The 12,382-nt window shown below is 64.7% G+C and carries 12 protein-coding genes; 3 read left to right on the top strand and 9 right to left on the bottom strand.

The genetic code is table 11. The annotated features are described in order from the left end of the window. Positions 1-89 precede the first annotated feature (89 nt). Positions 90-665, top strand: a complete 576-nt coding sequence (gene slmA / locus O3298_RS21325; protein ID WP_099665918.1) for a nucleoid occlusion factor SlmA — start codon at positions 90-92, stop codon at positions 663-665. Between the two features lie 21 nt (positions 666-686). Then, the gene (gene pabB / locus O3298_RS21320; protein WP_305056487.1) at positions 687-2,531 is read left to right on the top strand and encodes an aminodeoxychorismate synthase component I; all 1,845 of its coding nucleotides are present in this window, start codon (positions 687-689) and stop codon (positions 2,529-2,531) included. Between the two features lie 84 nt (positions 2,532-2,615). Here the strand turns inward: pabB and O3298_RS21315 are convergent, their stop codons facing one another. Next, a complete protein-coding gene (locus O3298_RS21315; RefSeq protein ID WP_099665920.1) occupies positions 2,616-2,975 on the bottom strand; it encodes a DUF1428 domain-containing protein in 360 nt (119 codons plus the stop codon). 115 nt (positions 2,976-3,090) lie between these two features. Beyond that, entirely contained in the window at positions 3,091-3,684 is a 594-nt protein-coding gene (locus O3298_RS21310; RefSeq protein ID WP_289912542.1) for a glutathione peroxidase, read from the bottom strand. 180 nt (positions 3,685-3,864) lie between these two features. Between O3298_RS21310 and O3298_RS21305 the strand changes: the two genes are divergently transcribed. Then, positions 3,865-4,992, top strand: a complete 1,128-nt coding sequence (locus O3298_RS21305; RefSeq protein WP_289918684.1) for a poly(3-hydroxybutyrate) depolymerase — start codon at positions 3,865-3,867, stop codon at positions 4,990-4,992. A gap of 156 nt (positions 4,993-5,148) precedes the next feature. On the opposite strand, the gene gabD is transcribed toward O3298_RS21305, so the two are convergent. The 7 genes from gabD to O3298_RS21270 form a co-directional block, all read right to left on the bottom strand. Then, positions 5,149-6,603, bottom strand: a complete 1,455-nt coding sequence (gene gabD, locus O3298_RS21300; protein ID WP_289918685.1) for an NADP-dependent succinate-semialdehyde dehydrogenase — start codon at positions 6,601-6,603, stop codon at positions 5,149-5,151. A 92-nt stretch (positions 6,604-6,695) separates the two neighbouring features. After that, positions 6,696-7,538 carry a PPK2 family polyphosphate kinase gene (locus O3298_RS21295; RefSeq protein ID WP_152257844.1) on the bottom strand — a complete coding sequence of 281 codons (843 nt, stop codon included), beginning with the start codon at positions 7,536-7,538 and terminating at the stop codon, positions 6,696-6,698. Further along, positions 7,535-7,957, bottom strand: a complete 423-nt coding sequence (locus tag O3298_RS21290; RefSeq protein WP_305060491.1) for a CoA-binding protein — start codon at positions 7,955-7,957, stop codon at positions 7,535-7,537. Before O3298_RS21290 ends, O3298_RS21295 begins: the two co-directional genes overlap by 4 nt. 64 nt (positions 7,958-8,021) lie before the next feature. Next, positions 8,022-8,675, bottom strand: a complete 654-nt coding sequence (locus O3298_RS21285) for a bifunctional 2-keto-4-hydroxyglutarate aldolase/2-keto-3-deoxy-6-phosphogluconate aldolase (RefSeq protein ID WP_305060490.1) — start codon at positions 8,673-8,675, stop codon at positions 8,022-8,024. A 13-nt stretch (positions 8,676-8,688) separates the two neighbouring features. Continuing rightward, positions 8,689-9,582 carry an SMP-30/gluconolactonase/LRE family protein gene (locus O3298_RS21280; protein ID WP_305060489.1) on the bottom strand — a complete coding sequence of 298 codons (894 nt, stop codon included), beginning with the start codon at positions 9,580-9,582 and terminating at the stop codon, positions 8,689-8,691. A 14-nt stretch (positions 9,583-9,596) separates the two neighbouring features. After that, the gene (araD, locus tag O3298_RS21275; protein ID WP_305060488.1) at positions 9,597-11,327 is read right to left on the bottom strand and encodes an L-arabinonate dehydratase; all 1,731 of its coding nucleotides are present in this window, start codon (positions 11,325-11,327) and stop codon (positions 9,597-9,599) included. After that, positions 11,324-12,337, bottom strand: a complete 1,014-nt coding sequence (locus tag O3298_RS21270; protein ID WP_305060487.1) for a 2-dehydro-3-deoxygalactonokinase — start codon at positions 12,335-12,337, stop codon at positions 11,324-11,326. Before O3298_RS21270 ends, araD begins: the two co-directional genes overlap by 4 nt. Positions 12,338-12,382 lie beyond the last annotated feature (45 nt).

Raw genomic sequence — 12,382 nt, 5'->3', positions numbered from 1 at the left:
GCTTCCGGTTGACGCCGGAAGCCGCACCGCTAGCGGCGGTGACGGACCTCCCCATCAAGGCAGCATTTTTTTTAACGACAAGAGAAAATATGGCAAGCACACCGCCGGGCCAACGCAGGCTACAAATTCTTCAGGCCCTCGCCGCAATGCTGGAGCAGCCGAAAGGCGAAAAGATCACCACTGCCGCACTGGCGGCCAGACTGGCCGTGTCGGAAGCGGCCCTGTACCGTCATTTCGCCAGCAAGGCGCAAATGTTCGAAGGGCTGATCGAATTCATCGAGTCGAGCGTTTTCGGCCTGATCAACCAGATCGCGGAAAAGCACAGCGACGGCATGACGCAAACGCGCGACATCGTCGGCATGCTGCTCAATTTCGCCATCAGCAATCCGGGCATGACACGCGTATTGATCGGCGATGCACTGGTCAATGAGGACGAGCGCCTGCAAGTGCGCATGAACCAGTTCTACGACCGCGTGGAACTGGCGCTCAAGCAGGCCTTGCGCGTGGCTGCCGCCGAAGGCCATGGCAAGGAAAGCGAAGTGGCGGCGCGCGCCACCCTGATCGTCGGCTTCGTCATCGGACGCTGGCACCGCTACGCCAAGAGCGGTTTCAAGATCAATCCCTCCCAGGAAGCGGCGCTGCAAATCGCCATGCTGCTGGGGTAAGTCACCGCCGCGGCTGTCCCCATGCATACCGACTGTTTCGCCCTGCTCGACGACGCCAGTACCCCGGGCGCCGGTTCGCGCCTGTACACGGGCCTGGCGGCGGTCTTGCAGTGCACCGAGGGGCAAGCGTGGCCCGAGTTGCTGGAAGGCCTGCAAGACGCCTTACATCGCGGCCAGTACGCCGTCAGCGTGTGCAGCTACGAGCTGGGGGCGCATTTGCTGGCCATGCCGCCGCGCGCGGCAGGCATCAACGCGCCGCCGCTGGCGCAAGTGCTCGTCTTCGACCATTGCACGCAGCTTTCACAGGACGAGGTGGCGCAGTGGCTGGACGCGCGTGTCCACGCCGACGCCGCGCCGGCGGGCGTGGCCGATATCCGCGCGAATGTTGATCAAGCCGAATTCACGCGCGCGCTTGACCGCATCCACGACTACATCGTGGCCGGCGACACCTATCAAGTCAACTACACGTATCGCTTGCGCTTCGACGCCTTCGGCTCGCCCCTGGCCCTCTATGCGCGGCTGCGCGCGCGTCAGCCCGTGCCCTACGGCGCGCTGGTGATGCTGCCCGATGGCGGCGCCCTGCTATCGCTGTCGCCGGAACTGTTCGTGCGCCATGCGCAAGGCGAGCTGATGGCGCGCCCCATGAAAGGCACGGCGCCTGCCGCCCCGCCTGAGCAAACGGCAGAAAACGCGCGCCGCGCCAGCGCCCTGGCCAATGACCCGAAGAACCGCGCGGAAAACCTGATGATCGTCGACCTGTTGCGCAACGACATCGGCCGCATCGCCGTCACCGGCTCCGTCAAGGTGCCGGCCCTGTTCGAGGTGACGCGCTACAGCAGCGTGCTGCAAATGACCTCCACCGTGCAGGCGCGCCTGCGTGACGACGCCAGCCTGGCCGACGTCTTCCTGGCCTTGTACCCGTGCGGCTCGATCACGGGCGCGCCGAAACGCCGCACCATGGAAATCATCGCCGAGCTGGAGCCGGCGCCGCGCGGCATCTATACGGGCGCCATCGGCTGGTTCGACCCTCCCGCCGCCGGCGCTACCCACGCGGTGGGCGACTTCTGCATGTCCGTGCCGATCCGCACCCTGGCCTTGCAGCCGGCTGGCCCTGACGGCATCCGGCGCGGCGAGATGGGCGTGGGTGCCGGCATCGTGCTCGACAGCGACCCGCACGAGGAATTTGCGGAGTGCCAGCTCAAGGCCCGCTTCCTCACGGGCCTCACGAACGACTTCGAACTGTTCGAGACCCTGCACGCCAGCCGCACCGGCGGCTGCCGCCAGCAGGAGCGCCATCTGGCGCGCCTGGCCGCCTCCTGCGCCTACTTCGGTTTTGCCTGGAGTGACAGTGCCGCGCGTGCCTCGCTGCAGGCGGCCTGCGCGGCGCGTCCCGACGACGCGCCCTTCCGCCTGCGCCTGGCGCTGCGCCAGGATGGCCAGTTCACGACGCAAAGCGGTGCGCTCACTGCCCTGCCGGACACGGTAACCATCCTGCTGGCACCCGACGCCACGACTGCCGACGACCTGTTCCTGCGTCACAAGAGCAGCGTGCGCGCACGCTACGACGCGGCCTGGCGCGCAGCCGAGGCGCGAGGCAGCTTCGACATGCTGTTCTTTAACGAACGGGGCGAACTGACGGAAGGCGGGCGCAGCAATGTCTTCATCCGCCTCGATGGCCGCTGGCATACGCCGCCCCGGTCCTGCGGCCTGCTGCCCGGCGTGCAACGCGCCGCCATGCTGGCCGATCCCGCCTGGGACGCGCAGGAAACCATTATCACGCGGGCCATGCTGGCACGGGCCGAAGCGATTGTCGTGTGCAATGCGTTGCGCGGGGCGTTGCCGGCACATATCATCGCTAGCGCCTGAAACCGTTCAGGGCAAGGCGCATTGCCGAAGGCAGTGCAACTACACGACGAGGCATTGCAACGCCGCCATGGACTGTTTCAGCCGCTAGAGATCCACCTGCATTTCATAACCGCCGTAGATCATCCGCTTGCCATCGAACGGCAGCTTGGCCGGATCCATCATCTCGGCCAGGCGCGGGTCTTTCATGACCTTGTCGTTGATTTCATCGCGCTTGGCGCGCGACGCATACACGATCCAGGAAAACACCACCACTTCGCCATCCTGCAAGTCCACCGCTTGCGGGAACGACGTCAGCTTGCCTGGCTTGACGTCGTCGCCCACGCATTCGCGAAATTCCAGCGCGCCGTACTCGCGCCAGATGGCGCCGCAACTGCGCGACATGGCCAGGTAGGCTTCGAGCTTGGCTTTCGGTACGGGCACCACAAATCCATCGACATACGCCATGATGTTCTCCTTGGTTGTGACAAACGCGAACAACCAGCTTAGGACAATGATGGCAAGACGACAAGCGCGGCATTAAAAAAAAGCAGGCGATCAAGCCTGCTTGCGTGTCGGCAACTTACAGCGCCAGCGCTTTTTCCACCGCGCCCACCAGTTTCTTGTCGTCCGGCGTCACCTTGCTGGGGAAGCTTTCCACCACTTTACCGTGGCGGTCGATCAGGTATTTGTGGAAATTCCAGGCTGGGGTCTTGCCCGTCTGCTTGATCAAGTCCACATACAGCGGATTCGGCGCGGGGCCGGAGACCACCGATTTGGCGAACATGGGAAACTTCACGCCATAGGTGTTGTAGCAGAAATCGGCGATTTCCTTGCTGTTGCCCGGCTCCTGCTTGCCGAAATCGTTCGACGGGAAGCCCAGCACCACCAGGCCCTTGCTGCCGTACTTGGCGTACAGCGCCTCGAGCCCTTCATATTGATTAGTAAAACCACAATAACTGGCCGTATTGACCACCAGCACCACCTTGCCCGCGTACTGGCACAGGTTTTGCGGCGCTTCATCCTGCAGGCGGTTGAAGGTCTGCTTGAGAATCGCGGGGCAGGCGGCTGGCGCGACGGCAGCTGTAGCGGTTTCGGCGGCATGGGCCGGCATGGCCAGGCTGGCGCCGGCGGCAAGGGTGGTGAGCGCAAACAGCTGGGCAAGAGTCTTGGACATGAAGGGCACCATGGTTGAACGGAAAAAACCATTCTATGTCAAACGCCGCGCGCGCGCATGAGGGCCACAAGAACAGCAATTGCTTGAGCGACATCAACGATAGTGCAGTACTTGCCCATCGCACAGTTTTTTTACCTATGCTCGGCCTTCCTATCCCATTTCTTGCCTTGTGGAGTCGCCATGCCCTTCCCGCACCTGACCGCATTACCCACCGCCCTGCTGGCCGCCAGCCTGCTCACCCTGGCGCCAGGCGGCGCGCTCGCCGCCACGGCCGCCAAAGCTGCCAAGCCCGCCGCGACCAGGGATGCTCCCGCCCTGCCCGGCTACCAGGCTGACCTGAGCCAGACCACCGTGTCCGGCCTGTCCTCGGGCGGCTTCATGGCGGCGCAGTTTGCCGTCGCCTACTCTGCCACGGTGGCCGGCGCCGGCATCATCGCGGGCGGCCCGTATTTCTGCTCGGGCCAGCCAGGCCGCTTCCCCTACATCCCCTACCTGACGAATGCCCTGACCACCTGCATGAATCCGGGCAGCGCGCAGGTGGCGCCGCCTGTCGCCAGCGAATTGCTGCGCGCGGCGAACGACTTCGCGCGCGCCCGCCTCATCGACGACACGGCCAACCTGAAACGCCAGCGCGTGTATCTGTTCAGCGGAACGAAAGACCAGACCGTGACGCGGCCGGTGGTGGAACAGGTGGGGAAATTCTATGCGCTGGCGGGCACGCCGGCCGAGCAGATCCGCTTCGTCGACAATGTCGGCGCAGGCCATGCCATCATCACGGACAACAACCAGGACAAGGCTTGCGATGTAACGGCGTCGCCCTTCATCAATGACTGCGACTTCGTGCAGGCGCGCGACATCCTGCAGCACCTGTACCCGGACCTGCAGCCCGCGTCGACCACGCTGACGGGCAAGCTGATCGCCTTCAACCAGCGCAGCTTCATCCAGAACGCGTACTCGAGCATGAACAATACGGGCTACGCCTACATCCCGAAAGCCTGCGACAGCGAGAGCTGCCGCGTGCACGTGGTGTTCCACGGCTGTTTGCAAACGACGCAAGCCATCGGCGACCGTTTCTATACCAGCACCGGCTACAACCAGGTGGCGGACGCCAACAAGATCATCGTGCTGTATCCGCAGGCCGAACCGAGCCCCGTCTACCCGTACAACCCGAAAGGCTGCTGGGATTTCTGGGGCTACACCAGCATCAATCCGATCGACCCGGATTTCTACCGCAAGAGCGGCACGCAGATGGAAGCGGTCAAGGGCATGCTGGACAGGTTAGGATCGGTTCGTAACAGCCGTCGATAACGGACGTCACGGATGCTTGAGAAAATCGTAGCGAGCGGCAACGAGGCTCGACGCCCCATCTGGCTAAGAAGCCCAGCTGTACTGAGTACGGGGCCGCCGAGGCAGCGCGCATCGCAGGCCGGAAAGCGCGCCGCGCAGTAGATTTAATCAAGCATCCTAGATACCGCCCATGCAGATGTACTTGATGACCAGATAGTCTTCGATACCGTAGGTCGACCCTTCACGGCCCAGGCCCGATTGCTTGACGCCGCCGAAGGGGGCGATCTCGTTCGAGATCAGGCCCGTGTTGACGCCGACCATGCCCGTTTCCAGGCCTTCGGCCACGCGCCAGATGCGGCCGATGTCGCGCGAATAGAAGTAGGCAGCCAGGCCGAATTCCGTGTTGTTGGCCAGGGCGATGACTTCATCGTCCTTCTTGAAGCGGAACAGGGGCGCCAGCGGGCCGAAGGTTTCCTCGGTGGCCACGCGCATGTCGTTCGTCACGTCGGCGATGATGGTCGGCTCGAAGAAGCCGTTGCCCAGCGCATGGCGCTTGCCGCCAGCGAGCAGGCGGCCGCCCTTGCCCAGCGCGTCGGCCACGTGTTCTTCCACCTTGGCGACGGCCTTGGCGTCGATCAGCGGACCTTGCGTGACGCCCGCCTCGATGCCATTGCCCACCTTCAGCTTGGCCACGGCGGCCACCAGTTTGTCGGCAAACGCGTCATACACGCTGTCCTGCACGTACAGGCGGTTGGCGCACACGCAGGTCTGGCCCGCATTGCGGTATTTCGAGGCAATGGCGCCTTCCACGGCCGCATCCAGGTCCGCGTCGTCGAAGACGATGAACGGCGCATTGCCGCCCAGTTCCAGCGACAGTTTCTTGATCGTTGGCGCGCACTGTTCCGCCAGCAGGCGGCCCACCTGGGTCGAACCCGTAAACGTCAGCTTGCGCACGATCGGGTTCGACGTCATTTCGCCGCCGATGTCTTTCGGCGCACCCGTGACGATGCTGAACACGCCCGCAGGCACGCCTGCGCGCTCGGCCAGCACGGCCAGCGCCAGCGCGGAAAACGGCGTTGCTTCAGCCGGTTTCAGGACCATCGGGCAGCCGGCGGCCAGGGCCGGGCCGACTTTGCGGGTGATCATGGCGGCGGGGAAGTTCCACGGCGTGATGGCGGCGCACACGCCGATCGGCTCCTTGGTGATGACCAGGCGGCGGTCCGGCCAAGGCGATTGCAGGGTATCGCCCGCAACGCGCTTGCCTTCTTCGGCAAACCACTCGATGAACGAGGCGCCGAACTGCACTTCGCCCTTCGCTTCCGGCAGGGGTTTGCCCTGCTCGGTGGTCATGATCAGCGCCAGGTCGTCGGCGTTTTCCAGGATCAGGTCATGCCAGCGGCGCAGCACGGCCGCGCGCTCCTTGGCCGTCTTCTTGCGCCAGGCAGGCCAGGCGGCATTGGCCGCCTCGATGGCGCGGCGCGTCTCGGCGGCGCCCATCAGGGGCACCGTGCCGATATGCTCGCCCGTGGCGGGATTGCTCACATTAATCGTCTGGCCACCATCGGCATCGACCCAGGCTCCATTCACGTAAGCCTGGTGACGCAACAAGGTAGGATCTTTCAACTGCAGCATATGCATCTCCGGTCTGGTTTGAATTATCGACGAGGGATACTATGCCACAGCGCGGCAGATTTCGCAGGCGCGGCGCTGAACTGCCCCGAGCTCTACTCGACCTTGAAAGACGACAGTTTCGGGTCCGGCGCCGGGTATTCCAGCTTCATGCCCTGCAGGGTTTCCAGCAGCAGGGACGCGACCACCAGGTTGCGCTGCGTCTTGGAGTTCGATGGCACCACGTACCACGGCGCGTGGTCGGCATCCGTCTCGCGGATCGCCGTTTCATAGGCGCGCTGGTAGCCATCCCACTTCTTGCGCTGGGCGATATCGTTGGGATCGAACTTCCACTGGCGGTCGGGATCATCGAGCCGCTCCTGCAGCCGTCCGCGTTGCTCGTCCTTCGAGATATGCAGGAAGACTTTCAGGATGACGGTGCCCGTTTCGCTCAGCATGCGCTCGAAATCGCGGATCTGCGCATAGCGGCGCTGGCATTCGGCCTTGTCGATCATGTCCTGCACGCGCGTGATCAGCACATCCTCGTAATGGCTGCGGTTGAAGATGGCGATCTCGCCTTTCACGGGCACGTGCTGGTGCACGCGCCACAGGTAATCGTGCGCCAGTTCGATATCGGTGGGTCCCTTGAACGCCACGGCGCGAATGCCCATCGGGTTGATATTGCTGAAGATCGCCTTGACCGTGCCATCCTTGCCCGACGTATCCATGCCCTGCAAGACCAGCAGCACCTTCTTTTTGTGCTGCGCGTACAGCATGCTCTGGCACTCGGCGATCTGCGCCGTCAGGGCCACGGTTTCCTCGCGGTCCAGGGCCTTGCACTGGGCAGCCGTCAGCTTCTTGTTCGCCGCCTTGGTGGCGGCGCCCAGCAGGCGCTTGCCGGCGAAATCCTCGTTCAGGTCGAAGTCCTTCCCGGCACGGAACTGCGTGCGCGCCTTCATGCCGCCACCGCCAGCTTGCGGTGCTCGATTTTTGTGCAATGGTCCATTACCACCTCCAGGCCCGCCGCCCGCGCCAGCTGCGCCGCCTGCTCGTTGACGACGTCGAGCTGCAGCCACAGGCAGCCAGCCTTGACGGCGATGGCTTCCTCGGCGATGGGCAGAATATCTTCTGACTTGCGGAAGCAGTCGATGATGTCGATGCGCGCCGGCGCGACAGCCGCCGCGGCCTGCGTCAGGGTGGCGTAAGCGCGCTGCCCCAGCACATCGCGCCCGGTGAGGGCCGGATTGACGGGCAACACGCGATAGCCATGCCGCAGCAGGTAATCTGCCACTTCATGGCTGGCGCGTTCGGGCTTGTCGGACATGCCGACGATGGCGATGATGCGGCTGTCTTGCAGGATGCGGGCGATGTTGGACATATTCTGGTCTATGAGGCGTGCGACATTGCTCCTTTAGCGTAGCAGATTCCCGTCCCGGTGGGAGCTAGCCAGAAGACTTAGCCGTCCGCACGGCCGCCATCTTCGCCACGAAGGCCTGCGCGCGCGCCGTCACGGCCGCGTAGTCTCCCGTGGCGCCCGGACCACTCAGACTGCTGCCGATGCCCACGGCCACGGCGCCGCTGGCAAACCATTCATGCAAGTTCTCCACCGTCACGCCGCCCGTCGGCATCAACGGCGCTTGCGGCAAGGGCGCGCGCAGGGCCTTGATGTAGGCGGGACCGAACATCTCGGCAGGGAAGACCTTGACGATGTCGGCGCCGGCCTGCAGGGCCGTGACTATCTCCGTCGGCGTCATCGCCCCCGGCATAGACAGCACCTGGTAGCGCTGACACAGCGTGATGGTCTCCACGTTCACGCCAGGCGAGATGATGAACTGGGCGCCGGCCAGGATGGCGGCGCGTGCCGTCTCCGTATCGAGCACCGTGCCCGCACCCAACAGCACGTCATGACCATGGCGTTCGCGCAGGGTGCGCAGCACACCCAGGGTATCGGGCGTGGTGAACGCCACTTCCAGCGCCGTGATGCCGCCGGCAATGCACGCCTCGGCAATCTGCACGGCCGCCTGCGCCGAAGAGGCGCGCACGATGCCGACCATACCCCGTTCGATAATGCCCTCGAAAACCGTGTGCTTCTGCATTTGCTCTCTCCTGTCAGGCCGGCAGGGCGCCAAAGCGCACTTCCGGCAAACCGCGCACGCCCACCTGGCGCGCATGAAACAATCCCCCGGCCAGCGGTTCGCTCGCCAGCTGGGCCGGGCTCAAGCTCTCCTGCGCCGTCGTGACAAACAATTCGTCGTAGTGTGGCCCGCCCAGGCTCACGCAGCTGGGCTGCGACACGGGCAAGGCTATCGCGCGCTCGACGCTGCCGTCCGGCGCGAAGCGCAAGACCCTGCCGGCGCCCCATTGCGCGCTCCACAAGTAGTCATCCGCATCGACGGTGGCGCCATCGGCGGCGCCGGGGCCCGGATCGAGCACGGCAAACACGCGCACCCGGCTGGCGTCGCCCCCCAGATAATCGTCCCAGCGGTAGATCGCCTTCTTCATCGAGTCGCAGAAGTACATGGCCGTGCCATCGACGCTGAAGCAGATGCTGTTCGAGATGGCGATCTGCGGCAGCGGCAGGCGCTCCAGGGTCAAGTCCAGGTTGAGGCGATAGAAGCTGCCGACGGCATCGCGGCACGGGCGCTCATCGAGCGTGCCGAAGACAAAGCGTCCCTGGCGGTCGCAGCGGCCATCGTTCAGGCGCGTCATGGGCAAGTCCCCCTCCACCGTGTGCAAGGGCGTGACGGCCCCGCTGCGCGCGTCAAACCAGGCCAGGCGCGAAGCCAGTCCCAGCAGCAGCACGTCGTCGCTGTCCGTCAGCGCGAAGCACGCCAGGCGCTCCGGCATGGCCCACGTCTGGCGCTCGCCCGTGGCCAGCACCAGCGCATGCAGCTGGCAGCCTTCGATATTCGTCCAGAAAACGCGGCCGCTGCGTTCGCACCAGCGCACGCCCTCGCCGAGAAAATTCTGCGCATCGACCAGTAATTGGGCCCGTGTTCCCATGTCTGTTCCTTCTTTCAATGTGATTCGCGCGGAACCGCGGAGCCCCGGCAACCGACGAGGAAGTCGAGGTCCGCGCCTTCATCGGCCTGCGTCACGTGCTTGATGTACATCGACTGGTAGCCGCCCTTCATGGCCGGCGGCGGCGCGCTCCATTCCGCCCGCCGGCGCGCCAGCTCGGCCTCGTCGATGTCCAGGTGCAGGCGCCGTCCCGCCACGTCCAGTTCAATCATGTCGCCATCGCGCACCAGCGCCAGCGGCCCGCCCACGGCCGCTTCCGGCGCCACGTGCAGCACCACCGTGCCGTAGGCCGTGCCGCTCATGCGCGCGTCCGAGATGCGCACCATGTCGCGCACGCCCTGCTCCAGCAGTTTTTTCGGCAGTCCCATATTGCCCACTTCCGCCATGCCCGGATAGCCCTGCGGGCCGCAATTTTGCAGCACCATCACGCAGCTGGCGTCGATATCGAGCGCGGGATCGTCGACGCGCTTTTTATAATGCTCGATGCTGTTGAAGACGACGGCGCGGCCACGGTGCTGCATCAGTTCGGGCGAGGCGGCGGACGGCTTGATGACGGCACCGCGCGGGGCCAGGTTGCCATGCAGGACGGCGATGCCGCCCTCGTCCTTGAAGGGCTGCGCCAGCGGCGTGATCACCTCGGGATTGAAATTTTCCGCTTCGGCCACGTTGACGGCCATGCTGGCGCCCGTGACGGTGAGCGCCTCGCCATGCAATTTGCCCAGCAGATCGCGGATGATCACGGGCAGGCCGCCCGCATAGTAAAAATCTTCCATCAGGTACTGGCCCGACGGCATCAGGTTCAGCAGGCAGGGAATGTCGCGCCCCAGGCGGTCCCAGTCGCCCAGGCGCATGTCCACGCCGATGCGCCCTGCGATGGCCAGCAGGTGGATCACGGCATTGGTCGAGCCGCCGATGGCGCCGTTGACCATGATGGCGTTTTCAAACGCTTCGCGCGTGAGGATCTGCGACAGTTTCAGGTCTTCATGCACCATGTCGACGATGCGCCGGCCCGTCAGCTGCGCCTGCAGCTTGCGGCGCGCATCGACGGCGGGAATGGCCGCGTTGCCGGGCAGGGTCACGCCCAGAGCCTCGACCATGCTGGCCATGGTGGAAGCCGTGCCCATGGTCATGCAGTGGCCGGCGGAGCGCGACATGCACGATTCGGCCTGCTTGAATTCGTTTGAGGTCATGCGCCCGGCGCGCACGTCTTCGGAAAACTTCCACACGTCCGTGCCGGAGCCGATAGGTTTGCCGCGGTAGTTACCGTTCAGCATGGGGCCGCCCGACAGCACGATGGTCGGCAAGTCCACGCTGGCCGCGCCCATCAGCAGGGCCGGAGTGGTCTTGTCGCAGCCCGTCAGCAGCACCACGCCGTCGATCGGGTTGGCGCGAATCGATTCCTCGACATCCATGCTGGCCAGGTTACGGAACAACATGGCCGTCGGGCGCAGGTTCGTCTCGCCCAGCGACATCACGGGGAATTCGACGGGAAAACCGCCCGCTTCAAGCACGCCGCGCTTGACCATCTCGGCCAGGTCGCGGAAATGGCCATTGCAGGGGGTCAGTTCGGACCAGGTATTGCAGATGCCGATGACGGGACGGCCATCGAAGGCGTCGCTGGGATAGCCCTGGTTCTTCATCCAGCTGCGGTGAATGAAACTGTCCTTGTCGTCGCCGCCAAACCACGCTTGCGAACGCAAGGGACGCTTGTTCTTGTTGTCACTCATACTGTCTCCTGCGGGGAAATCAAGCCGCGCGCGGCGGCGATCAGCAGCGCACCGTGACCAGCCAGATTGGCTTGCTGCTGGTCGTCGACGATGATGCGCTTGCCATAAAAAAATCCGTGTTCTTCGATCAGCAGCCCGAGCGCCTGGCGCAGCATGGGCTTGCCCGTAATGACGAGCGGGGTATCGGGCCGCATCTGGATGGCGGTGCTGTTGCGCAGCGCCAGCAAGTCGCCGCTGAGGACGGCGCCCATCAGGAAATTGGCCCGCTCGTTGCATTCGACGGCGCTGAACTGGCCCAGGGTGCGCACGCTGAAGCAGGCGCGCGCCAGCCCCGTTTTTTGCGCCGCCGCCGCGCCGGCCAGCAGCATTTTCGGCACCAGGGTCTGCGCAAAACCGCCATCGACCGATTGCTTGATCAGGGTATGCTGCGTGATCGCCTGCAGCAGTTCGCCCGCGATGGTGGTGCTGCAGCCGAGGATGCGGCGCTGCTCGTCCACACTGATCAATTTGGTATGCGAGCCGGGCATGATCAAGGTTGCCGCGCCCCGCAATTGCAGGCGTTCCAGCAACGCGACGACTTCCGTCTCTTCGCCGCGCATCATGTCCATCGCCTCGACGTTATGCAGGCCGACGGCGCCATGCTGGTTGCGCACGCCGGGAATCAGCCACAGGGGCTGCGCCAGCACGTCGGGCAAGTCCACCGCCTGCATGCCTTGCGCCAGCTGGGCCAGGCCGGCGGGCGCCGGCAAATGCGGCACTTCGCGCACTCCCATGGGCGAGGTGATCATGCCCGAGGCCAGCGCCAGGTCCACCTCGGACGGCGCAATGTCCGCGCTGGCCAGCACGCAGGCGACGGTGTCGCGCAGCGCCTGTTTCAGCGCGCCGTTATGGCCATCGATGGCGGTATTGCGCACGCCCGTTTCCAGCTGCGCCTGGGCGACGACGGCGCCTGCGCGCCACAGCAAGGTACGCGTATTGGTGGTGCCGGCATCGATGGTGAGTATGTTCATGGGCAGGCTCGCAACGTCGGTCAGGACAAAAATAAATGAGGGAAA

The organism is Janthinobacterium sp. SUN137, from assembly GCF_030587265.1.
GTDB lineage: Bacteria > Pseudomonadota > Gammaproteobacteria > Burkholderiales > Burkholderiaceae_D > Janthinobacterium > Janthinobacterium kumbetense.
Note: the sequence above shows the minus strand (reverse complement) of the source record. Positions and strands in the feature narration are given on the sequence as shown.